Origin of the sequence: Rhodococcus oxybenzonivorans, from assembly GCF_003130705.1 — a bacterium.
Lineage (GTDB): Bacteria > Actinomycetota > Actinomycetes > Mycobacteriales > Mycobacteriaceae > Rhodococcus_F > Rhodococcus_F oxybenzonivorans.
In genome coordinates this window covers 2316386-2342218 of sequence record NZ_CP021354.1, presented here as the reverse complement: position 1 = coordinate 2342218, position 25833 = coordinate 2316386, and the positions used below count along the sequence as shown (strand labels likewise).

The following is a 25833-nucleotide window of genomic DNA, read 5'->3' as shown; positions in this document are numbered from 1 at the left end:
AGGAGTATCGATGACCATCGACTACGGCACCGGCGTCTCCGGTCGAGGCGGTGACGGCAACGGCCGTTCCGCCGTCGACCCCAACGCCGATCCCACCAACGCGAAGAAGGCCGCGAAAGCCGCCTTCTTCGGCAGCCTGCTCGAGTACTACGACTTCTATATCTTCGCCTCGGCTGCTGCGCTGGTGTTCCCCCACGTGTTTTTCGAAGGCTCGAAGAACCCGCTGTTGCTGTCGCTGGCCACCTTCGGCATTTCTTACGTCGCACGTCCGGTCGGTGCAGTGTTCGTCGGACACTTCGGCGACCGGGCCGGGCGCAAGAAAGTGATGATGTTCTGCCTGGTGCTCATGGGTGTCGTCACCTTCCTGATCGGTTGTCTGCCTTCTTCGGAAACCGCGGGCATGGTCGGACCGGCGCTGCTGGTTCTCCTGCGTATCTGTCAGGGCATCTCCGCTGCCGGCGAGCAGTCAGGAGCCGGTTCCCTCACCCTCGAGCACTCCCCCGCCCACCGTCGCGGATTCTTCTGCAGCTGGACGTTGACCGGCACCCAGGCCGGCTTCATCGTCGCCAGCCTCGCGTTCATCCCGGTCGCCGCGATGCCGGACGAGACCCTCTACAGCTGGGGCTGGCGTGTCCCGTTCTGGTGCAGCCTCCTCGTCCTCGTCGTCGCCTACATCGTGCGTCGCAAGCTCGAAGAGCCCGAGATCTTCATTGCGAACAAGGAGGCATTGGACGAGGCCCCCGCGCCACTTCCCGTCGTCGACCTGTTCCGCACGCACTGGCGTGACGTACTGCGGGTCGTGTTCTGCGCATTCATCGCCGTCGTCAGCACCGTCTTCTCCGTATTCGGCCTCGCGTACGCCACCACTCCGGAAATCGGGATGAGCCGGACCACCATGCTGTGGGTCGCGATCGCCGCGAATTGCGTCGCGCTCATTTCACAGCCGCTGCTCGGCATCCTGTCCGACCGCATCGGCCGCAAGCCCGTCTTCATCGGTGGCGCGATCGGCTCCGCCGCCGGAATCTTCCTGTACTTCGCCGCGATCGGCACCGGCAACGTCACACTGATCTTCCTCGCCGGAATCCTGCTCATGGGTGGCGTGTACGCCGGGACCAACGCCATCTGGCCCGCCTTCTACGCCGAGATGTTCTCGTCCCGAGTTCGCTACTCCGGCATGGCGATCGGCACGCAGCTCGGGTTCGCGCTCGCCGGATTCGCCCCCACCATCGCCCAGGCACTCCGCGGTGCCGACCCCAAGAACTGGGTGCCCGTCGCAGTCTTCACAGCAGTGTGCGCACTCGTCGCCGGAGCCTCCGCCGCCACCGCGAAGGAGAACTCGCGCACCCCGCTCCTCGAACTCGACAAGGAAGACGTCGCGCTCGCGAAGCTGAAAGTCTGATCTCGTCACGACCATCGAACGCGCCCGGCACCTTGCCGGGCGCGTTCTTCGTGTCGAGGCACCGGACTCGAGGCCTATTTGTCGACGACGGTCGTGTCGAAGCTGTAGCGAGACGCCCGGTAGCAGTGGCTACCGCATTCGACAGCGCGGCCGGAATCATCGAAGGCAGTCCGGTTCACGGTCAGCAACGGTGCACCGGCCTTCTCCTCGAGCAACAGCGCCTCGGCGTCGGTCGCCAGTGATGCGCCGATCCGCTGCCGAGCCAACCGAATGTGCACTCCGCGTGCTCGCAGTGCGGCATACAACCCGGACTCTTCCAGTTCCTCCGGGTCCGGCGCGAGGGCAATCGGGAGGAAGTTCGTCAACAGCGCGAGAGGCTCCCCATTGGCGCTGCGGAGTCGCCGGATGCACGCCACTTCCGCGCCGTGCTCCAGGCCGAGTTCGGCCGCGACGTTCGCTCCGGGCGCCGTCACGCGAAACTCGAGCAGCGTAGTGGTGGGGCTCTGCCCCGTCCTGGTGAGGTCGTCGAACAGACTCGTCAGCTCCACCGGCCGGTGCATCGTACTGCGCACCACCTGCGTCCCCACACCGCGCTTTCGGACGAGCAACCCCTTGTCGACGACCTCCTGGATCGCCCGCCGAGTTGTGGGGCGCGAGAGATTGAGACGCTTGGCCAGTGAGAGTTCGTTCTCAAATCGATCTCCCGGCGTGAGTTCGCCAGCGATGATCGCTTTCTCGATCCTTTGTGCCAGCTGAAAATAGAGCGGGATCGGGCTGGATCTGTCGAGCTCGACTGCGAGCTGTGCACTCACCGGATCACCCCGATCCTCGTTCCCGCCCAGAGCGGCGCTGAAAAGACTAACACCCGGTGAACGTTACGTCTTAATGTCAGGACAAAGCGTTGACAGTGCGCGCGATGTGGAGAACAGTCTCCATCAGATCTCACCACCAGCGCAGAGCGCCGCAACGACCTCCCGGGAGTCAGCATTGACCACGGACAGCACGCACCGCAGCCGCCCCGGCTGGGATGTCCTCGCTATCGGTCGTTGTGGGGTCGACCTTTACCCACTCCAGACCGGGGTCGGGCTCGAGCAGGTAGAGACATTTGGCAAGTTCCTCGGCGGCAGCGCAGCCAATGTCTCCGTCGCCGCCGCGCGCCTCGGTTGCCGCAGTGCCCTCATCTCCGGCGTCGGCGACGATCCGTTCGGACGATTCGTGCGCTCGGCGCTCACCAACCTCGGAGTAGACAACCGTTATGTGCGCATCGACTCCGCATACCCGACACCGGTCACGTTCTGTGAGATCTTTCCCCCGGACCACTTTCCGCTATATTTCTATCGCAAGCCCGCGGCCCCCGACTTGCAGATCTCCCCCGAGCACATCGACACCGCCGCAGTGCGAGAGGCGAAGCTGTACTGGTCCACGGCGACCGGACTGTCCGAGGAACCGAGTCGCAGTGCTCATTTCGCAGCCTGGCAATCGCGGGGCCTTCAGCAGCACACCGTTCTCGATCTCGACTACCGGCCGATGTTCTGGGCCTGTGCGGCCGACGCCACCGTGCAGATGCAGCGCGCTCTCCGACACGTCACCATTGCGGTGGGCAACCGCGAAGAATGTGAGATCGCGGTCGGTGAGACCGACGCGGACAACGCCGCCGACGCCCTCCTCGACTTCGGTGTCGAACTCGCGATAGTGAAACAGGGCCCGCACGGTGTGCTCGGAAAGACGCGCAGCCAGCGCGTCACCGTACCCGCGATCGACGTGCAGGTGGTCAATGGACTCGGCGCAGGTGACAGCTTCGGCGGCTCCCTGTGCCACGGACTTCTGTCCGGATGGCCGCTCGAGAAAGTACTGCGATACGCCAATGCCGCAGGGGCGATTGTGGCGTCCCGCCTCGAATGCTCCACGGCGATGCCGACGGCCGAGGAGGTACGCGCACGTGCCGAAGTCGACACTGCGGAGGTCATCGATGTCTGACACGTTCGTCCCCTGTGCGCATCGCGACTCGCCACTGACCGCGCCGGAGGGGATGCGATGAGCAGCAAGTATTACCTGCCCGTCGGCTCGGCCGCCACCGGTCCCTTCGACCTCGAGGTGACGCCCGAGTCCGCGGGCTGGACCGAGTCGAGCCTGCGCGTTCTGACGCTTCCTCTCGACGGCTCTGCGGAATTCGACACCGGCGCAGAAGAAATTCTCGTCGTTCCCCTCTCGGGATCGGTGACGGTGTCCTGCGCGACCAAGGAGTTCGTCCTCGCCGGGCGACGATCGGTGTTCGACGGTCCCACCGACTTCGCGTATGTCGGCATCGACTCCGCCTACCGGGTGACGGCCTCGAACGGTGGACGCTTCGCGCTCTGCGGCGCCCGGGCCCGGCAGAAGTTCCCGTTCCGATATGTACCCGCCGCAGACGTGTCAGTCGAACTGCGCGGCGCGGGCAACTGCAGCCGGCAGGTGCACAACTTCGCGACCGCCGACCGGTTCGACGCAGATTCGATCATCGCGTGCGAGGTGATCACGCCCGGCGGCAACTGGTCGTCGTATCCGAGCCACAAGCACGACGAAAACAGCGCTGCCGAATCCCAGCTGGAGGAGATCTACTATTTCGAGATCGCCCAGGCACATTCGCGGACAACAGATTTCAGTGGCACCGGATTCGGCTACCACCGCGTGTACGGCACACCCGAACGGCCGATCGAGGTGCTCGAGGAAGTACGAACCGGCGACGTCGTCCTCGTTCCGCACGGGTATCACGGCCCGTCGATTGCCGCACCCGGCCACCACATGTACTACCTGAACGTCATGGCCGGTCCCAGCGACGAGCGGTCCTGGAAGATCTGCGACGACCCGGCGCACGCCTGGGTCCGCACCAGTTGGGAGCACCAGACCGTCGATCCACGACTGCCCCTGCACCGCTCCACCTTTCCGAACGGAGCATGACGTGGTGACCATCGCGCCTCGATCGGCGAACGAAGATCCCGACGCCGAGGGCACCGTGCACCTCACCGTGGCCCAGGCGGCCCTCAGGTTCCTCGAAAACCAGTATGTGGAGCGGGACGGCGTACGGAACCGGTTCTTCGCCGGTTGCCTCGGCATCTTCGGCCACGGCAACGTGGCCGGTGTGGGACAGGCGCTGCTGCAGGCGGAGATCGACGCCGCCGAAGCCGGGACCACACCCGAGTTGCCTTACGTGCCCGGCCGCAACGAGCAGGCGATGGTGCACACAGCCGTCGCGTACGCGCGGCAGAAGAACCGCCTGCAGACGTGGGTAGTATCCAGCAGTGTCGGGCCGGGCTCGACCAACATGCTTACCGGTGCGGCACTCGCCACGATCAACCGGTTGCCGGTGCTACTGCTGCCTGCCGACACGTTCGCGACCCGTGCGAGTGCCCCGGTTCTCCAGGAACTCGAATTGCCGTCCAGCGGTGATGTCACCGTCAACGACGCCTTCAAGCCGCTGTCGCGATACTTCGACCGGGTGTGGCGCCCGGAGCAGCTGCCGGCGGCGCTGCTCGGAGCGATGCGCGTGCTGACCGACCCGGCCGAGACCGGCGCCGCCACGGTCGCCATCCCGCAGGACGTTCAGGCACAGGCATTCGGCTGGCCGCGCTCGCTCTTCGCCCCGCGCACCTGGCACGTCGCCCGGCACCTGCCCGAACGGTCCGTGCTCACCCGCGTTGCCGATATCATTCGCTCGGCACAGAACCCGCTCATCATCGCCGGTGGTGGTGTCATCTACTCCGGTGCGACCGACGCCCTCGTCGCGTTCGTCGAGCAGACCGGCGTCGCTGTCGGTCTGACGCAGGCAGGCAAGGGATCGCTCGCTTCCGATCACCCACAGTCGCTGGGAGCCATCGGCTCGACCGGAACCACGGCGGCCAACACGTTGGCCGCCGACGCCGATGTGGTCATCGGCATCGGTACCAGGTACAGCGATTTCACGACGGCGTCGCGGACCGCGTTCGCACACCCGAACGTGCAGTTCGTCAATATCAATGTGGCATCGCTCGATTCGGTGAAACAGGGCGGAGTCAGCGTCATCGCGGATGCCCGGGAAGCGCTCGAGGCGCTCGGCCCCTTGCTCGGCGACTATCGCGTATCCGAGGAGTACCGCACGCGGACACGCGAGCTCGTATCCCGCTGGGAAGCGAAAGTCGAGTCGGCGTACCACATCACCGACGACACTCGGCAGGTGAACCAGAGCCAGGTGATCGGCTTGGCGAACACCCTGTCGGACCCACGTGACGTCGTGGTCGGCGCCGCTGGTTCCCTGCCCGGCGACCTCCACAAGCTGTGGCGGACGCGTGATGCGAAGGGCTACCACGTCGAATACGGCTTCTCTTGCATGGGATACGAGATCGCCGGCGGAGTCGGCGTCAAAATGGCCTGTCCCGACCGCGACGTCTTCGTCATGGTCGGTGACGGTTCGTACCTCATGATGGCCACCGAGCTGGTGACTGCAGTGCAGGAGAATCTCAAGCTCATCGTCATCCTGGTGCAGAATCACGGTTTCGCCTCGATCGGATCGCTTTCCGAGTCGGTGGGATCCCAGGGATTCGGCACGGAGTACCGTCGCCGCGGCGCATCGGGCCGGCTCGACGGCGAGGTGCTCCCGGTCGACTTGGCAGCCAACGCAGCCAGTCTCGGCGTAGATGTCATTCGCGTGAAGACAGCTGCGGAGTTCGCCGACGCCGTCAAGGTCGCGAAGGCCGGCGAGACGACTACTGTCATCCACGTGGAAACCGATCCGCGTTCCCCGGGCCCGGACAGTGAATCCTGGTGGGACGTTCCGGTGTCTTCCACGTCCACGCTCGACTCGACCCGAACCGCCTACGAGACGTACGCACAGTGGAAGAAGATCCAACGCCCCTTCCTGCGTCCCTCCGGAAACTAGAGCGACTACCCAAGAACCCGAAAGGAGCGCCGAGATGAGCGCGATCCGCGTCGGATCAGCCCCTGATTCCTGGGGTGTCTGGTTCGCCGACGACCCGCGGCAGATTTCCTACGACCGCTTCCTCGACGAGGTGTCCGCAGCCGGTTACGAATGGATCGAACTGGGCCCGTACGGCTACCTGCCCACCCAGCCGGAGAAGTTGCGTGACGAACTCGACGCCCGCGGCCTGAAACTGTCCGCCGGGACGGTGTTCGAGCACCTGCATCGACCCGATTCCCGGGAAGCCGTCTGGTCCCGGATCGAGGACGTCGCCGCCCTCACTGCGGCTGTCGGTGGCCGGCACGTCGTCGTGATCCCCGAGATGTGGCGCGATCCGGGCAGCGGCAAGGTCCTCGAAGATCGCAACCTCACCGCGGAACAATGGACGAACAAGACCGCAGGAATGAACGAGTTGGGCAAGAGAATGTTCGAGCAGTACGGCGTCGAAGCGCAGTACCACCCGCACGCCGACAGCCATATCGACGAGGAGGAGCGGGTGTATCGTTTTCTCGATGCCACCGACGAAAAATTCGTCAATCTGTGCCTCGACACCGGGCACATCAGCTACTGCGGTGGTGACAATCTCGCGATCATCGCGCGCGCGGCCGAGCGTATCGGCTACTTGCACCTCAAGCAGGTCGATCCCGAGGTCCGGGCCACGGTCGAAGCCGGCGACCTGCCGTTCGGTGAAGCCGTGCAGCTCGCCGTCATGATCGAGCCTCCGCTGGGAATCCCGGACATGCCGTCTGTCCTCGCGGCGATCGACACGCTCGATATAGACGTATTCGCCATTGTCGAGCAAGACCTCTATCCCTGCGCCCCCCACGTCCCCTTGCCGATCGCGCAACGCACTCGAAAGTATCTGGAGGGCTGCGGGATAGGTTCCGTTCGCTTCCACTGACAACGTCAGGAGTTCGTTCCCCGATGACCGCAAGCCGGAACCTCCGCATCGCCGTACTGGGCGTCGGAATGATGGGCGCCGATCACGTCACACGCATTACCTCCACAATCTCCGGTGCCCGGGTCGCGGTGGTCAACGACTACGTCGTCGAGAAGGCTGCGCGACTCGCCGCGACCATCCCGGGATGCCGCGTCGTCGAAGATCCGCTAGATGCGATCGCGGACCCTGACGTCGACGCCGTACTGCTGGCCACTCCCGGCCCGGCCCATGAGAAGCAACTGCTTGCGTGCCTCGAGCACGGCAAGCCGGTGATGTGCGAGAAGCCCCTCACTACCGACGTCGCCACATCACTCGAAGTGGTCGCGCGTGAAGCGGAACTGGGCACGAAGCTCATACAAGTGGGTTTCATGCGCCGATTCGATCCCGAGTACCGGCAACTCGCGGCCCTCCTCCACTCGGGGCAATTGGGGCGCCCCCTGCTCTTGCACTGCATCCACCGAAACGTCAGCGTGCCACCTCATTTCGACAGCGCCATGATCGTCAAGGATTCGCTGGTGCACGAGGTCGATGTGACCCGCTTCCTGCTGAACGAGGAGATCTCCTCCGTTCAGATCATCACGCCCCGACCCAACCCGCGAGCACCGGAGGGCCTGCGGGATCCGCAGATCGCCCTGTTCACCACCACGTCCGGCATGCACGTCGACGTGGAGGTGTTCGTCACCACCGGGGTCGCCTACGAGGTCCGGACAGAGGTTGTCGGGGAATCGGGTAGCGCAATGATCGGTCTCGACGTAGGACTGATTCGTACGAGCACGCCCGGCATTCGAAGCGGTCGGATCACGCGGACCTTCACGGAGCGGTTCGGGCAGGCCTACGACATCGAGATTCAGCGGTGGGTCGATGCTGTCCGCTCGGGATTCAGGACGGGCAACTACATCGACGGGCCGGACGCATGGGACGGTTACGCGGCCGCCGCAGTGTGCGCTGCGGGGGTCGAGTCACTCGAGACGGGTGAACGCGTCACAGTGGAGATGGTCCAGCGATCCTCGATCCGGAGTCCGGACGACCGGTAAGTGACGCCGCGCCGGCCCTCAGCCGGCCGCCCGCAGTTGGGCGGCCAAGCGCATCGCCGAGTTGGCGTCGCCGTAGCCCTCGTACCCGCCGATCCTCTGCACCACCTCGAAGAACAGGTCGGCGCCCACCGTCCTGGTGAACACGTGGAAGAACTCCCCGTGCGGATCGGCGTCGTACATGATGCCCGAACTGCTCATCCGGTCCAGCAACTCCCGCGACAGCCCGAACCGGGCCTCGAGGTCGTCGTAGTAGTTCGGTGAAATCGACAACGGCTCGAACCCGTTGGACTGCATCGCGGCCGCCGCAGTGAAAATGTCGCTGCACGAGAACGCCACATGGCTGATCCCACCACGCCTGGTCGCGGCGATGTGCGAATTGCCGGGCGCTGCGCCCGGAACCATGTTCAGGGAGATGCGCAGCGGCCGGTCGACGCCGTCCACACCCGTCTGATCCATCGTCAGCGCCTGACTGCGCATCATTCCGACCGCGTCGGTGACATCGAGGCCCTCGTGCGGCGCCATTGCAAACACCGACCGCAGCAGCAGCATGATGCCGTCCCAGTTGTCGGACGGCACCGCCAGGGCCACATGGTCCACACCCGTGAAGACGGGAACGTCGTCCTGCCACCGCGACTCGGTGGGATACAGGTCGAAGGCCGACTGCCACGCAGCCGCACTCCCGGGCCCTCGCAGGTCCAGCGAGGTGGCATCGGTGATTTTCAGCCGCACTACATCTGACTCGGGAGCCGTGTCCACGCCCGGCAACTGAACCTCGTGCACCGGCACCTCGAGCGCTGCCGCCCGCTCACCCCACGCATCTGGGTCGCTCGACCGGATACCGATCTGGGTGAGCACCGGCAAGTGCGCAGGCAGGCCCGGGGCAGTCCACACGGTACCGGCCGTGGCGTCGACGATGACGGTCAACGGCCCGTGCCGCCACAACTGGAGGTCGTGGTTGCGATGCCGCCCCGCTAGCTGAAAACCGATGTGCTGCAGTGCCTGCCGCAGGTCCGCTTCTTTTCCGGGACCCGCCGCGAGGCGCAAGGACACGATTCCCTCGAGCGGCGCGCGGGGCGGTGGCCGGAAGAGGACGGGCCCGCCGTCGGCCTCTTCGCCGCGTTCCGCCAGAACTCGGCCGACTTCCTCCTGCAGATACAACAACGAACGGTGAGCGTCGGCCGCCGTGCGACCGGTGGACGACTGCCGGAACGTGTCGTTGAATATTTCGAGTGACCACGGGCCCTGGTACCCCGCCGCCTGCACGTGCGCACCGAACGCCGCGAGGTCGAAGTTGCCCTGCCCCGGGAAGTTTCGGTGATGCCGACTCCACTGCAGGACATCCATCGACAGGCGTGGTGCGTCCGCGAGTTGCAGGAAGAATATTTTCTCGCCCGGGATGTCGCGGATACCCGACGGGTCGTCGCCGCGCGAGAGGATGTGAAAGCTGTCGAGACACGTTCCGAGGGCGGGATGGTCCGCGTCCGCCACGATCTTCCACGCATGACGATAGGTGTTGACGTGCGTTCCCCAAGCCAGCGCCTCGTACGCGATCCGCAGTCCACGGGCGTGCGCACGTTCGGCAAGAATGTGGAGTTGCGCGGTGAGAAGACCGTCGTCGCGTACCGCCTCCGGCAGCGGAGACGAGCAGACCAGCATGGTGTCGCAGCCGAGCTGCTCCATGATGTCGAATTTGCGTTCGGCCCGGACCAGGTTGCGGGCGAAGGTCGCATCGTCCGTCGAATCGAGGTCACGGAACGGCTGATAGAGATCGAGAGTAAGCCCGAGATCAGTTGCGCGGGTAGCGAGTTCACGTGGAGACCACGGCGAGCTCACAAAGTCGGGTTCGAACACCTCGAACCCGTCGAAACCCGCGGCGGCGATCGCGGCGACCTTCTCCTCCAGCGACCCGCTGAGGGAGACGGTGGCGACACTTGTCCGGATCCGCTCTGCCACGACGTACTCAGCCCTTGTTGCAGATGAAGTCGACGGCCAGCCCGTACCCGAGAATACCCAGCCCGGCGATCACGCCGGTGGCAATGCCGGAGACGTACGAGTGTCGCCGGAATTCCTCGCGCGCGTGAACATTGCTGATGTGAACCTCCACCAACGGCACCTCGAGCGTGACGAGTGCATCGCGTAGCGCCACCGAGGTGTGGGTGTATCCACCGGGGTTGATCACCACACCCGACGCAGTGGTCCGCGCTTCGTGCACCCAGTCGATCAGTTGGCCCTCGTGATTGGACTGACGAGCCACGATCTCCCGACCGGCCCGCGCAGCCGAGGTGCGACAGAGTTCGACGACGTCATCGAGCGTCTCGGATCCGTACACCTCGGGCTGGCGCTGCCCGAGCAGGTTCAGGTTGGGGCCGTTCAGAACGAAGATCGGTCCTGGAGCTGTCATCGCGCGCGTTACCTCCGTATGTACGAACTAGTGAGTTAGTCCGCGATCAGGATACAGCGCGCCTCCGCCTACGCGGACTTGTCCCGGCGTTCCCCACGGTCGGGCTTGCGCGGCACGATGGTCGGCAGAACGTTGTCGTTGACCGTTTCGGCACTGACCACGACTTTTTCGACATCGTCGCGACTCGGGATGTCATACATGACCGGGAGAAGAACTTCTTCCATGATTGCGCGGAGACCGCGGGCACCGGTGCCGCGAAGAATCGCTTGGTCGGCGATGGCCTCGAGCGCGTCCGTGGTGAACTCCAACTCCACGCCGTCCATGTCGAAGAGCCGGTTGTACTGCTTGACCAGCGCGTTCTTCGGCTCGGACAGGATCTGGACGAGTGATTCCTTGTCGAGGTTGGTGACCGACGCCACCACCGGCAAGCGACCGATGAATTCGGGAATCAGACCGAACTTGATCAGGTCCTCGGGCATGACCTCGGCGAAGTGGTCCTGCGTATCGATCTCCGCCTTGGAACGCACCTCGGCGCCGAAGCCGATTCCGCGCTTGCCGACCCGGTCGGAGACGATCCGCTCGAGTCCGGCGAAGGCGCCGGCCACGATGAAGAGCACGTTGGTGGTGTCGATCTGGATGAATTCCTGATGGGGGTGCTTACGCCCGCCCTGCGGAGGCACGCTCGCCTGCGTTCCCTCCAAGATCTTCAAAAGCGCCTGCTGCACGCCTTCACCGGACACATCGCGCGTGATCGACGGGTTCTCGCTCTTGCGGGCGATCTTGTCGACCTCGTCGATGTAGATGATGCCGGTCTCGGCGCGCTTGACGTCGTAATCGGCGGCCTGGATCAGCTTGAGCAGAATGTTCTCGACGTCTTCACCCACGTAACCGGCCTCGGTGAGTGCCGTGGCGTCGGCGATCGCGAACGGGACGTTGAGCATCTTCGCCAACGTCTGAGCAAGGTAGGTCTTGCCACAGCCGGTGGGGCCGAGCATGAGGATGTTCGACTTGGCCAGCTCGACCGTCTCACCACGCGCGTCGCGTCCCTTGTCACCGGCCTGGATGCGCTTGTAATGGTTGTAGACGGCGACAGCGAGGGTCCGCTTGGCGGCGTCCTGGCCGATCACGTAATTTTCCAGAAAGTCCCGGATCTCGGCAGGCTTCGGCAGCTCGTCGAGCTTGACCTCGCTGGACTCGGCCAGCTCCTCTTCGATGATCTCGTTGCAGAGGTCGATGCACTCGTCGCAGATGTACACCCCAGGCCCCGCAATGAGCTTTTTGACCTGCTTCTGGCTCTTACCGCAGAAAGAGCACTTGAGCAGATCCCCGCCGTCACCGATGCGTGCCATCTCGTCAGGTCCCTACTTCCTTCGTTTACGTGCAACCACCGAATCCCGATGACACGCATGCTGCGCACCCATCGAAAAACGAAAGCCCGTTATGTGACCGTACCCGCAGATCGCGAGCGAGGTCGACTGGTTGTCGGTGATTCGCTCGCCGATCTTCCGGGAACGCCAGCCTTACCGACGCCGCACCCGGCCCGTCGCAACTCCACCCTCACGGCGTGTCGCCCGAGCCGGGGCGGCAATACATCACTTCTGGGCGCTGAGTTTGCGGTACTCGAGCACGTCGTCGATGATCCCGTATTCCTTCGCCTCTTCGGCGGTGAGGATCTTGTCGCGATCGGTGTCCTTGCGAATCACATCCGGCGTCTTGCCGGTGTGCTTCGACAGCGTCGTCTCCATCAGGCGGCGCATGCGCTCGATCTCGGCTGCCTGAATCTCGAGGTCGGACACCTGGCCCTGGATGCCACCAGAGGCCGGCTGGTGGATGAGGACGCGAGCGTTCGGCAGCGCCAGGCGCTTGCCGGGCGACCCGGCGGCCAGCAGCACGGCCGCAGCCGACGCCGCCTGACCCAGGCACACCGTGGTGATGTCGGCGCGCACGTACTGCATGGTGTCGTAGATCGCCATCAACGAGGTGAACGAACCACCCGGGGAGTTGATGTACATCGTGATGTCGCGATCGGGGTCGAGCGACTCCAGGACGAGCAACTGAGCCATCACGTCGTTTGCCGAGGCATCGTCGACCTGGACGCCGAGGAAGATGATGCGCTCCTCGAACAGCTTGTTGTACGGGTTGGACTCTTTGACGCCATAGCTCGAGTGCTCGATGAACGACGGCAGAATGTAGCGCGACTGCGGGGCGGCGGGCGCCTGGCCTCCCAGGTTGCGGGGATCGAACAGGTTGGTCATCAGTTCTCCAAGGATGTGTGGGACGCGGGGAGGGTCAGGGGCCGGATTCAGCTACCGGTCCCGCCCGCCTGGCGTGCGCGGGAGACGACGTGGTCGACGAAGCCGTATTCGAGAGCCTCATTGGCGGTGAACCAGCGGTCGCGGTCGGAGTCGGCGGTGATCTGCTCGACGGTCTGACCGGTGTGCTCGGCGATCAGCTCGGCCATCTCACGCTTGGTGTGGGCGAACTGCTCGGCCATGATCGCGATGTCACTGGCGGTGCCCCCGATACCGGCGGACGGCTGGTGCATCATGATCCGGGCGTGCGGGAGAGCGTAACGCTTGCCCTTCGCACCGGCGGAGAGCAGGAACTGACCCATCGAGGCGGCAAGACCCATTCCGAACGTGGCAACGTCGCACTCCGCGAACTGCATCGTGTCGTAGATCGCCATTCCGGCGCTGACCGAGCCGCCGGGCGAGTTGATGTAGAGGGAGATGTCCCGATTGGGATCCTCTGCCGACAGCAGCAGGATCTGAGCGCACAGCTTGTTCGCGATGTCGTCGTCGACCTGGGTACCGAGGAAGATGATGCGCTCGCGCAGCAGGCGCTCGTACACCGAATCGCTGAGGTTCAACCCAGCGGTGGCTGAAGTCATGGCGGGACTCTGCAAAGTCTCCAGGTGATTGGAAGTCACGGTACCTGCCTTCTCCGTAAATCGTTGATTGCTGACACAGACACTAACGAAGGAGGGCGGCACCGGAGTCCCGGTGCCGCCCTACTTCGCTCAAAGCGGAAAACAACTCACCGCCGAACATGCGGGAAACACCCCGCGACCAGCGTTAGCTCTGGTCTTCGCCCTCGGCGGAATCCGCGGCGGGCTCATCGGTTTCGGTCTCGCCGTTGCCGAACAGTTCCGCAGTGTCCACGGTGGCACCCGTGGTGTCGGTGACGGTGGCCTGCTCGACGACACCGGCGAGAGCCTTGCCGCGGCGCACGTCGGCGAAGACGGCACCGAGCTGGCCGGCCTGCTGGATCTGCTGAATGAACTGCTCCGGAGCCATGCCGTAGCGCTGGGCCTGGAACAGGATGCGCTCGGTGAGTTCGTCCTGGCCCACGGTGACGTCGGACGCGTCGGCGATGGCGTCCAGCAGCAGCTGGGTCTTCACCGAGCGCTCGGCGCTCTCCTTCGCGTCCTTGTCGAACTCTTCGCGGCTGGTGCCCTGTTCCTCGAGAGCCTTGTTCAGGGCGTCCTCGTCGTGGTCGAGGCTGTGCACGGCGTCGTGCAGTGCCGCGTCGACCTCGGCCTTGACGACGGCCTCGGGCAGCGGAACCTCGACGGTCTCCAGCAGGGTCTCGAGGACCTTGTCGCGGATCTGCCCCGCCTGCTCGACCTTGCGAACCCGTCCGACGCGCTCGCGCAGGTCGGCCTTCAGCTCATCGAGGGTGTCGAACTCGCTTGCCAGCTGAGCGAACTCGTCGTCCTCGGCCGGGAGCTCGCGCTCCTTGACGGTGCCGACGGTGACGGTGACGACGGCTTCCTTGCCCGCATGATCACCGGCGACGAGTGTCGAGGTGAACTCCTTGGACTCGCCGGCGGAGAGACCGATGACGGCCTCGTCGAGGCCCTCGATCAGCTGACCGGAGCCGACCTCGTGCGACAGTCCGCTCGCGGTGGCCTCGGGAACGGCCTCACCGTCGACGGTGGCCGACAGGTCGATGGAGATGAAGTCGCCGTCCTGAACCGGACGATCGACGCCGGTGAGGGTGCCGAAGCGCTGACGCAGCGACAGCAGCTGCTCCTCGACGGCCTCGTCGGTGATCTCGATGGGATCGACGGTGACGCTGAGTTCGTTGTAGTCGGGCAGCGTGATCTCGGGACGCACGTCGACCTCGGCGGTGAACTCGAGGAGCTCGCCATCCTCGATCTTCGTGATCTCGATCTCGGGCTGACCGATCGCCTTCACCGCAGCCGTGGTGACGGCCTCGGAGTAGCGGGACGGGAGTGCATCGTTGACGACCTGCTCCAGGACGGCTCCACGTCCGACACGAGCTTCGAGCAACTTGGCCGGTGCCTTGCCCGGACGGAAGCCGGGGAGACGGATCTGTTGCGCGAGGGCCTTGTAGGCCTTGTCGAAATCAGGCTTGAGCTCCTCGAAGGGCACCTCAACGTTGATACGGACTCGCGTCGGGCTGAGCTGCTCGACGGTGCTCTTCACGGACTGGCTCCTTCGTGTGGTCGTGCTCTTTACTGTGCGGCAGTTGCCTGCCCTGTGGTTCTGGTCGGGGTGACAGGATTTGAACCTGCGACCCTCCGCTCCCAAAGCGGATGCGCTACCAAGCTGCGCTACACCCCGGTCCGAGCAGGCTCTCGCCAACCTCGCGAGGACCCGAGGAAGAATCCTACGGCCCCCCGATTATGAAATCCAAAGCGGGATTGGGTACAGTCTGACATCGCAGACGACATGCATGGCGATCCCAGGTTGTCGTATGCACGGGGATGTAGCTCAATGGTAGAGCCTCAGTCTTCCAAACTGATTACGCGGGTTCGATTCCCGTCATCCCCTCCACACAGGAGCGTTTCCCGTCGCGGAAGCGCTCCTTTTTCGTGCTTTGGTGGCCGGGCAGGCAATCCACGGCCTTGTGACATGCGTCACAAACTTGGAGATCCCGCTCCCCGACCGTCCCCGCGTTCGCCCAACGCGTAATCCCCGGTTTCCTCGGTAGGCTGGGAGTTGTCCGATTCGTCCTGGCGACGGCCGCTCGGCCCTTGGAGGCTCTCGTGGAACTCCTACTCATCCTTGTGATCATCGCCGCGGTCGGGTTCCTGGTCGTGCGAGGCCGCAACACGCGGGCGGAGCAGACGGCACACCAACTCGAGGATGCCAAGGCGGACGCCCGGCAGGCCATCGAGCGTCTCGGCGGACAGGTCTACAACCTCGTCGGTTCGGACGACGCGTCCAAGCAGGCGCTGGCCGACGCGTCCGAGCGCTACATCGCCGCTGGATCGCAGATCGATCAGGCCGACACCCCGATGCAGGCGCGTCTCGCCAAGCAGACCGCCCTCGAGGGTCTGTATTACATCCGCGCCGCGCGCATCGCGATGGGGATGGACCCCGGGCCCGAGATTCCCACCCTCGAAGGCCAGAAGGTGGCCGGTCAGGTCACCGAGGACCGGGAGGTCGACTTCGAGGGGCGTCAGGTAGCCGCGTCACCGAATCCCTCGCCGAGAACCCCCAACTACTTCCCCGGCGGTCGAGTCGCCGGCCGCCCCGTCCCCGCCGGCTGGTACTCGGAGCCGTGGTGGAAACCGGCGCTCATTGCCGGCGCCTGGGGCGTCGGCTCGATGTTCCTGTTCTCCGCGATGTTCTCCGGAATGTCAGGGGTGGCGTACGGCGCCCAGGACTGGGAAAGCGGTCAGGGCGACGCCGCTGCCGGCGCCGGAGACTCGGGCGGAGACGGTGGAGATGGCGGCGACACCGGCGGCGATATGAGCGGCGACGCCGGCGGCGACATGAGCGGCGGCGGCGATGGGTTCATGGGCTTCGGTGGCGACGGCGGTTTCGGCGGTTTCGACATCTGAGTCGCCGTCTCGTGACCGGGAGTTGGTGTGCGCGACGCCGCCGGGTCAGGACGGCTGGCAGGTGGGACACCAGAAGAGGTTGCGCCCCTTCATGACCGAATGGGCAACCGCTGTTTTACAGATCCGGCACGGCTCCCCTGCCCGACGATAGACATAGGTGCGGGGACGCCCCTTCGCGTAGGGCGGTTCGCCGTGGTCGTCTTCGGGCCGGACCACATGAATCTGACCGCGGCGCACCGACAGCTTCATGAGGTCGACGAGATCGGCCCACACTGCGTCCCACTCGTCGTGGGACAGCTCGCGGCCGGGCCGCTCGGGGTGGATCGAATGCCGGAAGAGCACCTCCGCCCGGTAGACGTTGCCGATTCCTGCGACGACGGCTTGGTCCATGAGCAGGGCTCCAATTGCCGTCTTCGACGAGGAGATCCGATTCCACGCCTTCTCGGGATCGGCGTCCTTGCGGAGTGGATCAGGTCCGAGCCTGGCCTCCACAGCGGCGACCTGAAGTTCGTCGTGCAATTCACACGCGGTGGGACCCCGAAGGTCGGTGCCGAACTCGGCACCGACCATCCGCATCCGGACCTGGCCCACCGGCGGGTCCATCGGAACGGGCGCCTCCGTGAAGGTGCCGTAGAGACCGAGGTGAACGTGGACGGCGAACCCGCCCTCGTAGTGGTGCCACAAATGCTTGCCCCACGCCTCCGCCTTCAGGAGGACGCGCCCGTCGAGAATCGCCGCCTCTTCCGCGAACCTGCCCTGCGGGCTGGACACCCGCACCGGAGCACGGCCGAATCGGCGTTGATGCAAGCGCGCCAGCCGGTGAAGTGTGGGGCCCTCGGGCATGGAAGTTCTCTCGTCAGGCCTCGGGCAATGCCGGGGCGACGCCGGTCTTCTCGTACTCGGCGAGGATGTCGATCCGGCGCTGGTGCCGCTCCTCGTTCGACCACTCCGTGGTGAGAAAGGCGTCGACCATCGCCAGGGTCTCCTCGAGTGAGTGCATGCGTCCGCCGATCCCGATCAGCTGGGCGTTGTTGTGCTGACGCGCCAACTGAGCCGTCTCCACGCTCCACGCGAGCGCGCAGCGGGCGCCGGGCACCTTGTTCGCTGCGATCTGCTCGCCGTTGCCGCTCCCGCCCAGAACGATGCCGAGACTGCCCTCGTCCTCGACCACCCGGCGAGCCGCCTCGATGCAGAAGGCGGGGTAGTCGTCGACGGCGTCGTAGACGTGAGCACCGCAGTCGACGGCCTCGTGACCGGTGGCGGTGAGGTGGTCGATGATCTCGTTCTTACGTTCGAATCCGGCATGGTCGGCACCCAGGTATACGCGCATGACTGGAGATTCTGTCAGGCGACGGGAGCGAATCGTGTCACGACCCCGGTGCGCCTATCGTGATCAGCATGTATCCCGATAACGGACAGAACTGGGGACACGTGCATCCGGGACACCTGCCGGCATCCAGGCAGCCGCAGTGGAACAGCGGAATGGGATGGACACCTCCCCCGCTGCCCGCCCCGGGGTTGATGCCGAACGACCGCCCGGCGCGGCATTCGTGGGAGATTCCGCTTCTGGTGTGCGCCGTCGCCCTCACGGTCGTGGCCTACACGGCGGCGATCGTGTCGCTCGTACTCGGTGTGGTCTCCACCTGGGTTGTGGTCGTGCTCGTCGCCCCGATTCTCATCGCCATCGCTCGCGGACAGTTGTACGGCTCGCAACAGGTGAACGGCATCAAGATGACGCCCACCCAGTTCCCGGACGGATACCGCATGGTGGCCGAGGCGGCGGCACGGTTCGGTATGGCCGAGCCGCCCGACGCCTATGTGGTGCTCGGGAACGGCCGGATCAACGCATTCGCGTCCGGGCACGGATTCCGACGTTTCGTCGTGGTGTACAGCGACCTCTTCGAGATCGGTGGGGAGGCACGCGAACCGGACGCTCTCGCCTTCATCATCGGCCACGAGGTGGGACACATCGCGGCGGGTCACGCCTCCTACTGGCGGCAGCTGGGACAGTTCGCGGCCAACTACATTCCCGTCGTCGGATCGGCGCTGTTCCGGTCCATGGAGTACACCGCGGACAATCACGGCTTCTGCGTGCGGCCCCAGGGCGCTCGCGGCGCGATGGGCGTCCTCGGTGCGGGCAAATACCTCGTCAGCGTCGTCGGCTTCGACGAGCTCGCCGATCGGGCCACCACCGAACGCGGTTTCTTTCCGTGGTTCGTCAATCTGCTGTCCGGACATCCGGTTCTCACCTGGCGTGCGGCGGCGCTGCGTAACCGCACCCGACACGGGCATCTCTTCGTCAAGCCCGGCCAGATCTACCGCGATCCACAGCAGCTGCAGTACGCGATCGACCCGGCCGGGCCCGCCCGGATGTGATCGAACCTCAGTCGAACTGAGGGTCTTCGGTGCGCGTGCGCTTGAGCTCGAAGAAGTGCGGGTAGCCGGCCAACGCGACAGCGCCGTCCCACACCTTGCCGGCGTCCTCACCGCGCGGAATGCGTGAGAGCACCGGGCCGAAGAACGCGACACCGTTGACGTGGATGGTCGGTGTTCCGACATCGGGTCCGACGGCGTCCATGCCCGCGGCGTGGCTCTCACGCAACGCGGTGTCGTACCGGTCGGACTCGGCCGCGCCCGCGAGCTCGGCGGGCAGTCCCACCTCGGCCAGAGACTTGACCACGACGTCGGCGAAATCCTTGTTGCCTTCGTTGTGGATCTTCGTGCCCATCGCCGTGTACAGGGGCAGCAGGATGTCGTCGCCATGCTGCTGCGCAGCCGCGATCAGCACCCGCACCGGCCCCCACGCCTTCTCCATCAATTCCTGATACTGCTCGGGCAGGTCCCGACCTTCGTTGAGAACCGCCAGGCTCATCACGTGGAAGTTGGCCTCGATGTCACGGACCTGCGCGACCTCGAGGATCCATCGGGACGTGATCCAGCACCAGGGGCACAGCGGATCGAACCAGAAATCCGCGGTGTCCTTCGTGGTTCCAGCGTTCGTACCAGCACTCACGTGTTGCTCCTTCTCGGTGGTGTCGTCGGCCCATTCCAGGTCTACGGGTGTCAACACGGAGTCGCGGCCAATCCTTCCCGCCGGTCCCCCGCGCCGCAGTAGGGTCGAGATGATCAGCCAGGGGCACCGGCTGGAAGGGAGTTCCCCAATGTCTTCCACTCGTACGTTCATCGTCGTCGGCGGCGGTCTCGCAGGTGCGAAAACTGCGGAGGCGTTGCGCGCCAAAGACTTCGACGGTTCGATCATCCTCCTGTCCGAGGAGGACCACCTCCCCTACGAGCGGCCTCCACTGTCGAAGGAACACTTCGCAGGCAAGAAGGCGCTCGCCGATTTCATCGTGCACCGCGGCGACTGGTACCGCGACCACCACGTGGATCTGCGGCTCGGCACCGCTGCCACCGCCCTCGATCTCGCCGCCCACACCGTGACGCTCCCGGACGGTTCGACCCTCTCGTACGACAAGCTGGCACTCGCCACCGGCTCCCGGTCGCGCCGGCCACCCATCTCGGGGTCGGACGCTGCAGGGGTTCACTACCTTCGCACTGTGGACGAGTCCGACGCCCTCATCGAAGCAGTCGGCGAGCACGGCCGTCTGGTCGTGATCGGTGCCGGCTGGATCGGGCTCGAAGTCGGCGCGTCGGCGCGGGAACGAGGCGCCGACGTGACACTGGTGGAGGCTGCGGAGGTCCCACTGAGCGGCTCGATCGGCCCGGAGATCGGGACGGTCTTCGCGGAGCTGCACCGCGAGCACGGCGTCCACCTGCATCTGGCCGCCAAGGTCGAGGAAATACTGGTCGAGCACGGCCGGGCAACCGGCGTGCGACTCGGCGACGGCACCGTGCTGCCCGCCGACGCGGTCCTGGTAGCGGTCGGCGCCGCCCCCAACATCGAACTCGCCGAGCAGGCGGGACTCGACGTCGACGGCGGCGGCGTCCTCGTCGACGCGGGACTGCAGAGCAGCGATCCCGACGTCGTCGCCGTGGGCGACATCGCCGCGCATCTGCATCCACGGCTCGGAACACGAATCCGGGTCGAGCACTGGGCGAACGCGCTGAACCAGCCCGCAGTCGCCGCAGCCACGATGCTCGGCCACACGGCGCACTACGACAACCTGCCGTACTTCTTCACCGACCAGTTCGACCTCGGCATGGAGTACGTGGGATACGCACCGCACGATTCCTACGACCGGGTCATCGTGCGCGGCGACTACGCCACCCGCGAGTTCATCGCCTTCTGGCTCGATTCCGGCAACCGGGTGCTCGCCGGAATGAACGTCAACATCTGGGACGTCACAGATCAGATCAAGCAACTGGTGTCCTCGTCGGCTCCGGTCGACCCCGACCGTCTGGCCGATCCGGCAGTCCCGCTGGTCGACGTCTCCGGTTAACGGCCCCGGTCCACTCGTGATGGGATGGCAGCATCGAGTACGAGCACCGCCGCCCATCCCCGAGGAGACCTCTGTGGCCCCACCGAACCTGACCCGCGAACAGGCAGCCGAACGCGCCCGGTTGCTGACCGTCGACAACTACCTCATCGAACTCGATCTCACCGACGGGGCCGGGAAGCCCGGTGCGGAGACGTTCAGCTCACGCACCACCGTCACCTTCGGCGCCGTCGCCGGCACGTCCACCTTCATCGACATCGTTGCGGCCCGGGTGCATTCGGCCACCTTGAATGGTTCCCCCGTCGACGTGGCGGACTACGACGAGGCCACCGGTATCGCGCTCACCGACCTGTCCGAGCAGAACGAACTGGTCGTGGAGGCCGACTGCGTCTACTCCCATACCGGTGAGGGACTGCACCGATTCGTCGATCCCACCGATCAGGCCGTCTACCTGTACTCGCAGTTCGAGACTGCCGACGCCAAGCGAATGTTCGCCTGCTTCGATCAGCCGGATCTGAAGGCGACGTTCGACGTGCACGTCACCGCCCCCGCCGACTGGAAGGTGATCTCGAACTCTGCCACCGTCGAATCCGTCAAGGCCGAGGCCGGCCGCCATCTCTTCCGCACCACCCCGAAGATGAGCACCTACCTGGTGGCGCTCATCGCCGGACCCTACGCCGAGTGGACCGACACGTATTCCGACGAGCACGGTGCCATCCCTCTCGGAATCTTCTGCCGCACCTCGCTTGCCGAGCACATGGACGCCGAGCGTCTCTTCACGGAAACGAAGCAGGGCTTCGAGTTCTATCATCGCAACTTCGGCACGCCCTACGCGTTCGGCAAGTACGATCAGCTCTTCGTGCCCGAGTTCAATGCCGGGGCAATGGAGAATGCCGGCGCCGTCACCTTCCTCGAGGACTACGTGTTCCGGTCCAAGGTGACCCGGGCGTCGTACGAACGCCGGGCCGAGACCGTACTGCACGAGATGGCGCACATGTGGTTCGGCGACCTCGTCACCATGCGCTGGTGGAATGACCTGTGGCTCAACGAGTCGTTCGCCACCTTCGCATCGGTGCTGTGCCAGAGCGAGGCGACCGAGTACACCAGCGCCTGGACGACCTTCGCCAATGTCGAAAAGTCGTGGGCCTACCGTCAGGACCAACTGCCGTCCACTCACCCGATCGCCGCCGACATCCCCGATCTCGCCGCCGTCGAGGTGAACTTCGACGGCATCACCTACGCCAAGGGCGCGTCCGTCCTCAAGCAGCTCGTCGCCTACGTCGGGCTGGAGCCGTTCCTGGCGGGGCTGCGGGACTACTTCCGCGAGCATGCGTTCGGCAACGCGACGTTCGACGACCTGCTGGGCGCGCTCGAAAAGTCCTCGGGCCGCGACCTGTCGGACTGGGGTGCGCAATGGCTCAAGACCACCGGCCTCAACATCGTGCGCCCCGACTTCGAGGTGGACGCCGACGGTAAGTTCACTCGCTTCAGCGTCATTCAGGAAGGTGCCGCACCGGGTGCCGGCGAGCGCCGCGTGCACCGCATCGCCGTCGGCGTCTACGGCGATCGAGACGGCAAGCTGGTGCGTACCCATCGGGCCGAACTCGATCTCGAGGCCACGGAACGCACCGACGTCGCCGAACTGGTGGGTGTGGAGCGGGGCCAACTGATCCTGGTCAACGACGACGACCTCACCTATTGCTCGGTGCGCCTCGATCCGGACTCCCTCGCCACGGCCATCGAGCGGATCGGGGACATCGCCGAATCCCTCCCCCGCACCCTCGTCTGGTCCGCAGCGTGGGAGATGACACGTCAGGCAGAGCTGAAGGCACGGGACTTCGTCGCTCTGGTACAGCGCGGCATCAGCGCCGAAACCGAAGTCGGTGTGGTGCAGCGGCTCCTGATGCAGGCGCACACCGCGCTCGGAAGCTACGCCGACCCCGAGTGGGCGAAGGAGCACGGTTGGCCCGACTTCGCGAACCGGCTCCTCGAACTGGCCCGGGAGGCCGAGGCAGGATCGGACCACCAGTTGGCGTTCGTGAACGCGCTGACCGGTGCGCAGCTGTCGGCGTGGCACACCGAGGTCCTGCAGGAGCTGCTCGACGCGGAACCCGACACCGTCGGGCTGCCCGGCCTCGTGGTCGACACCGATCTCCGTTGGCGGATCGTGGGGGCACTGGCCGGAGCCGGTGAGATCGATGCGGACGGCGTCGAATCGCCGTTCATCGACGCCGAAGCCAAGCGCGATCCCACGGCCGCAGGGGCCCGCCAGGCTGCGGCCGCGGCCACGCTCCGGCCGCAGGCGGCCGTCAAAGAGCAGGCCTGGACCAAGGTGATCGGCGACGACTCGCTGCCGAACATCACCGCCCGCGCCATCATCGGCGGGTTCTCCGGACCTGGTCAGTCGGAACTGCTCGAGCCGTACGTGGCCCGCTATTTCGCGGACATTCCCGCGGTGTGGGAGCGGCGGTCGAGCGAGGTGGCACAGACCGTCGTGGTCGGCCTGTACCCGTCCTGGTCGATCAGCGAGAAGTCGGTGGCAGCGGCCGACGAATTCCTCGCCGGTGACCACCCGCCCGCTCTACGCCGGCTGGTGGTGGAAGGCCGCGCGGGCATCGTCCGCTCCCTGGCAGCACGCAAGTTCGACGCGAGCTGACCGCGTCGCGGGGCGAATGAATCTTTCGACGCGTCAGGTGCGCCGAAAGGTTCCTTCGCCCCGCAGCGTCCGCTCAGGACATACGAGCCAGTCAGAGGACGTGTCAGTCCGGCAGGATCGGCACCGAAATGCCGGGGTCCCGGCCAAGGAGTACGGCGCGCGTGACGGCAGAAGACCCGAAGCGGTCGCGGACGCTGTCGAGTGTGGTGTCGAGGGAACTGCTGGAATAAGGATCGAACGGCAGTGCCAGCTGCTGCGGGCAATCGTCCTCGAGATTCGCGACGGCGACACCGACGAGGGTGATTCCCTTCGACTCGATCATCGGCATCGCCTTGTCCAGCAAGCCCCGCGCCGAGAGAAGAATGGTCTGCGTCTGCGCCGACGGCTGCACGAGAGTATGCGAGCGGGTGACCCGGGTGAAGTCGTCGAAACGCAGTCGGAGTACCACCGTTCGCCCGACCCGTCGACCGCGGCGAAGCCGGCGCGTCACCCGATCGACCAATGTGACGAGGGCGGCGTCGACGTCCTCCCGCGACTTCGGCCGCCTACCGAGGGCGTGCTGGGCGCCCACCGATCTCCGCCTGCGGCCGACCTCCACCGGACGGGGATCGCGGGCCCACGCGAGCGCATGTAGGTGGTGCCCCACGGCGGGGCCGACGATGGTGACCAACACCTCTTCCGGGTAGTGGGCCAACTGACCCACTGTCCCGATCCCCACGTCGCGGAGCTTTCCGGACGTGATCGCACCGACCCCCCACAGCCGCTCGACCGGCAGTGGATGGAGGAACTCCAGTTCCCGATCGGGCGGCACGTGCAACAGGCCGTCGGGCTTGCCCACCGCACTCGCCACCTTCGCGAGAAATTTGGTGCGGGCAACGCCGACGGTGATGGGCAAGCCCACCTGCTCGCGAACCTCGCGGCGCAGTCGTGCGGCGATCTCGACCGGGGTCCCCGCGATCCTGCGTAGACCGGCGACGTCGAGGAAAGCCTCGTCGATCGACAGGCCTTCGACGAGCGGGGTGGTGTGCGCGAACACGTCGAACACGGCCTTGCTCGCGGCCGCGTACGCCGACATACGCGGAGGCACCACGACTGCATGCGGGCACAGGTGAAGCGCCCGAGACGCGCTGCTGGCCGTGCGGACCCCGTAGGCCTTTGCCTCGTAACTGGCTGCCAGCACGACACCGCCGCCGACGATCACCGGCAGGCCACGCAGGCTGGGATCGTCTCGCTGCTCCACCGAGGCGTAGAACGCATCGAGGTCGGCATGCAGGATGGTCGCGTCGGGACCGCTCGAGATCCGGGGGCGCGAAGATGACGACACGAACATATGTTCGCATCGACCACCGACAGAAGTCGAGTGTCCTCGTCGCGGAAGGCGCACGCCCCCTCGTCGGCACCCATTCGACAGCCGTTCGACAGCCGACGGCCCGGCGGGGTTCAGTGGACTGAAGCTCGCCGGGCCGTCTGAAAAGCCGGTACTGCCGGAGTTACGGGGAAGAGATCGCCGCACTCATCACGCGGATAGCGCTGACGAGTCCGTCGATCAGATCGCCGTCGCCGAACGAGGCGACGGCGGCGGTGGCGCCGAGCTGGGCGACACGGTCGGTCACTCGGTCGGCCACTGCGACGCCGCTGCGGATCTCGACCGTCCGCTGGTTCGGCGAGACTGCGATCAGAACGGAACGCTCCGCCTCCGGCGTGCTCGGGAACAGTGCATCCGCTCCGACAGCGGTGTCGACGCCGAGATCGCCGATGTAGGCGTTGAACCGCACCTTCGTCTTCCGGGTGCCTTCGGTGAGAGCATCGTCGAGGCGGACGAGTTCGTCCGTCGTGAACGGCAGGTCGTCCTCGAAAGGCTCACCCGCGCGGTGCACGCCCGAGATCCGGCCACTGGCCGTCACCACGTGGCCCACGGGCAGATCTTCCTCGGATACCCGGGACGCGGGAATCAGATCACCACTTGCCACTTGCCCTGCCTCCAATCAGATCTGCCGAGCCGGCCACAGCGGAATGGTGCCCCCCGTGGTGACCATGGGTGGTCACCTCGTCGACGGCACTCCACAACACGGGTGCGTGCGTCCATTCCTCACCGAGGTGGAATGCAGGCGGCACGGGACCGGGCGTCTTCTTGCCGACGAACGACATCGCCGCGAAGAAAGCGGTGATCAACGCCGGGATTCCTACGAATATCAGCACTGTCTCGAGAATGCTCACACGGCAAACGGTAGCCGAGAACCGTGTGCGACGAAGCGTCAGGG

Annotated in this window: 23 protein-coding genes and 2 tRNA genes; 11 read left to right on the top strand and 14 right to left on the bottom strand. The window is 65.6% G+C overall.

Features of this window, described 5'->3' with window-relative positions; genetic code table 11:
* Nucleotides 1-10 precede the first annotated feature (10 nt).
* The gene (locus CBI38_RS11245; protein WP_109328870.1) at nucleotides 11-1399 is read left to right on the top strand and encodes an MFS transporter; all 1389 of its coding nucleotides are present in this window, start codon (nucleotides 11-13) and stop codon (nucleotides 1397-1399) included.
* Nucleotides 1400-1473: 74 nt separating this feature from the next.
* Here CBI38_RS11245 and CBI38_RS11240 read toward each other — a convergent pair whose 3' ends face one another.
* Nucleotides 1474-2211 carry a GntR family transcriptional regulator gene (locus tag CBI38_RS11240; RefSeq protein ID WP_109328868.1) on the bottom strand — a complete coding sequence of 246 codons (738 nt, stop codon included), beginning with the start codon at nucleotides 2209-2211 and terminating at the stop codon, nucleotides 1474-1476.
* 175 nt (nucleotides 2212-2386) lie between these two features.
* Here CBI38_RS11240 and iolC point away from each other — a divergent pair, with 175 nt between their 5' ends.
* Genes iolC through CBI38_RS11215 form a run of 5 tightly spaced genes read left to right on the top strand, consistent with a single transcriptional unit; the run spans nucleotide 2387 to nucleotide 8303 of the window.
* Complete coding sequence (iolC, locus tag CBI38_RS11235) at nucleotides 2387-3376, top strand: 5-dehydro-2-deoxygluconokinase (protein WP_230990151.1); 990 nt, start codon at nucleotides 2387-2389, stop codon at nucleotides 3374-3376.
* A gap of 57 nt (nucleotides 3377-3433) precedes the next feature.
* Nucleotides 3434-4336: a 5-deoxy-glucuronate isomerase gene (gene iolB / locus CBI38_RS11230; protein WP_109328864.1), complete on the top strand. Its 903-nt coding sequence runs from the start codon at nucleotides 3434-3436 to the stop codon at nucleotides 4334-4336.
* A gap of 1 nt (nucleotide 4337) precedes the next feature.
* Nucleotides 4338-6290, top strand: a complete 1953-nt coding sequence (iolD, locus tag CBI38_RS11225; RefSeq protein WP_109328863.1) for a 3D-(3,5/4)-trihydroxycyclohexane-1,2-dione acylhydrolase (decyclizing) — start codon at nucleotides 4338-4340, stop codon at nucleotides 6288-6290.
* A gap of 34 nt (nucleotides 6291-6324) precedes the next feature.
* The gene (locus CBI38_RS11220) at nucleotides 6325-7230 is read left to right on the top strand and encodes a sugar phosphate isomerase/epimerase family protein (RefSeq protein WP_109328861.1); all 906 of its coding nucleotides are present in this window, start codon (nucleotides 6325-6327) and stop codon (nucleotides 7228-7230) included.
* Nucleotides 7231-7253: 23 nt separating this feature from the next.
* Nucleotides 7254-8303, top strand: coding sequence for a Gfo/Idh/MocA family protein (locus CBI38_RS11215; protein ID WP_109328859.1), 1050 nt, complete (start codon nucleotides 7254-7256; stop codon nucleotides 8301-8303).
* Between the two features lie 18 nt (nucleotides 8304-8321).
* On the opposite strand, the gene CBI38_RS11210 is transcribed toward CBI38_RS11215, so the two are convergent.
* The 7 genes from CBI38_RS11210 to CBI38_RS11175 form a co-directional block, all read right to left on the bottom strand.
* Nucleotides 8322-10256 carry a sugar phosphate isomerase/epimerase and 4-hydroxyphenylpyruvate domain-containing protein gene (locus CBI38_RS11210; RefSeq protein ID WP_109328857.1) on the bottom strand — a complete coding sequence of 645 codons (1935 nt, stop codon included), beginning with the start codon at nucleotides 10254-10256 and terminating at the stop codon, nucleotides 8322-8324.
* Nucleotides 10257-10263: 7 nt separating this feature from the next.
* The gene (aroQ, locus tag CBI38_RS11205) at nucleotides 10264-10704 is read right to left on the bottom strand and encodes a type II 3-dehydroquinate dehydratase (RefSeq protein WP_109328855.1); all 441 of its coding nucleotides are present in this window, start codon (nucleotides 10702-10704) and stop codon (nucleotides 10264-10266) included.
* Between the two features lie 68 nt (nucleotides 10705-10772).
* Entirely contained in the window at nucleotides 10773-12053 is a 1281-nt protein-coding gene (gene clpX, locus CBI38_RS11200) for an ATP-dependent Clp protease ATP-binding subunit ClpX (protein ID WP_109328853.1), read from the bottom strand.
* A 243-nt stretch (nucleotides 12054-12296) separates the two neighbouring features.
* Nucleotides 12297-12959 carry an ATP-dependent Clp protease proteolytic subunit gene (locus CBI38_RS11190; protein WP_109328851.1) on the bottom strand — a complete coding sequence of 221 codons (663 nt, stop codon included), beginning with the start codon at nucleotides 12957-12959 and terminating at the stop codon, nucleotides 12297-12299.
* Nucleotides 12960-13006: 47 nt separating this feature from the next.
* Nucleotides 13007-13594, bottom strand: a complete 588-nt coding sequence (locus CBI38_RS11185) for an ATP-dependent Clp protease proteolytic subunit (protein WP_109328849.1) — start codon at nucleotides 13592-13594, stop codon at nucleotides 13007-13009.
* Nucleotides 13595-13778: 184 nt separating this feature from the next.
* Entirely contained in the window at nucleotides 13779-15155 is a 1377-nt protein-coding gene (tig, locus tag CBI38_RS11180; RefSeq protein WP_162603208.1) for a trigger factor, read from the bottom strand.
* A gap of 61 nt (nucleotides 15156-15216) precedes the next feature.
* Nucleotides 15217-15293, bottom strand: a tRNA-Pro gene (locus CBI38_RS11175).
* A gap of 139 nt (nucleotides 15294-15432) precedes the next feature.
* Between CBI38_RS11175 and CBI38_RS11170 the strand changes: the two genes are divergently transcribed.
* Both CBI38_RS11170 and CBI38_RS11165 read left to right on the top strand, forming a co-directional pair.
* Nucleotides 15433-15506 (top strand) — tRNA-Gly (locus CBI38_RS11170).
* 212 nt (nucleotides 15507-15718) lie between these two features.
* Nucleotides 15719-16519, top strand: coding sequence for a hypothetical protein (locus CBI38_RS11165; protein WP_109328845.1), 801 nt, complete (start codon nucleotides 15719-15721; stop codon nucleotides 16517-16519).
* 45 nt (nucleotides 16520-16564) lie between these two features.
* On the opposite strand, the gene CBI38_RS11160 is transcribed toward CBI38_RS11165, so the two are convergent.
* On the bottom strand, nucleotides 16565-17362 hold the full coding sequence (locus CBI38_RS11160) for an Fpg/Nei family DNA glycosylase (RefSeq protein WP_109328844.1): 798 nt from the start codon (nucleotides 17360-17362) through the stop codon (nucleotides 16565-16567).
* A 13-nt stretch (nucleotides 17363-17375) separates the two neighbouring features.
* Nucleotides 17376-17849 carry a ribose-5-phosphate isomerase gene (locus tag CBI38_RS11155; protein ID WP_109328842.1) on the bottom strand — a complete coding sequence of 158 codons (474 nt, stop codon included), beginning with the start codon at nucleotides 17847-17849 and terminating at the stop codon, nucleotides 17376-17378.
* Between the two features lie 68 nt (nucleotides 17850-17917).
* Here CBI38_RS11155 and CBI38_RS11150 point away from each other — a divergent pair, with 68 nt between their 5' ends.
* The gene (locus tag CBI38_RS11150; protein WP_109335003.1) at nucleotides 17918-18895 is read left to right on the top strand and encodes a M48 family metallopeptidase; all 978 of its coding nucleotides are present in this window, start codon (nucleotides 17918-17920) and stop codon (nucleotides 18893-18895) included.
* Between the two features lie 7 nt (nucleotides 18896-18902).
* Here CBI38_RS11150 and CBI38_RS11145 read toward each other — a convergent pair whose 3' ends face one another.
* Nucleotides 18903-19532 carry a mycothiol-dependent nitroreductase Rv2466c family protein gene (locus CBI38_RS11145; protein ID WP_109335002.1) on the bottom strand — a complete coding sequence of 210 codons (630 nt, stop codon included), beginning with the start codon at nucleotides 19530-19532 and terminating at the stop codon, nucleotides 18903-18905.
* A gap of 148 nt (nucleotides 19533-19680) precedes the next feature.
* On the opposite strand from CBI38_RS11145, the gene CBI38_RS11140 reads away from it, so the two are divergent.
* Complete coding sequence (locus tag CBI38_RS11140) at nucleotides 19681-20919, top strand: NAD(P)/FAD-dependent oxidoreductase (RefSeq protein WP_109328840.1); 1239 nt, start codon at nucleotides 19681-19683, stop codon at nucleotides 20917-20919.
* Nucleotides 20920-20992: 73 nt separating this feature from the next.
* Nucleotides 20993-23572, top strand: a complete 2580-nt coding sequence (pepN, locus tag CBI38_RS11135; RefSeq protein WP_109328838.1) for an aminopeptidase N — start codon at nucleotides 20993-20995, stop codon at nucleotides 23570-23572.
* 103 nt (nucleotides 23573-23675) lie between these two features.
* On the opposite strand, the gene dinB is transcribed toward pepN, so the two are convergent.
* The 3 genes from dinB to ctaJ form a co-directional block, all read right to left on the bottom strand.
* Entirely contained in the window at nucleotides 23676-24902 is a 1227-nt protein-coding gene (gene dinB / locus CBI38_RS11130; protein ID WP_109328836.1) for a DNA polymerase IV, read from the bottom strand.
* A gap of 160 nt (nucleotides 24903-25062) precedes the next feature.
* Entirely contained in the window at nucleotides 25063-25542 is a 480-nt protein-coding gene (locus tag CBI38_RS11125; RefSeq protein ID WP_109328834.1) for a DUF5130 domain-containing protein, read from the bottom strand.
* The gene (gene ctaJ, locus CBI38_RS11120; RefSeq protein WP_109328832.1) at nucleotides 25529-25789 is read right to left on the bottom strand and encodes an aa3-type cytochrome oxidase subunit CtaJ; all 261 of its coding nucleotides are present in this window, start codon (nucleotides 25787-25789) and stop codon (nucleotides 25529-25531) included. The genes CBI38_RS11125 and ctaJ overlap by 14 nt, the downstream gene beginning before the upstream one ends.
* Between the last annotated feature and the right edge of the window lie 44 nt (nucleotides 25790-25833).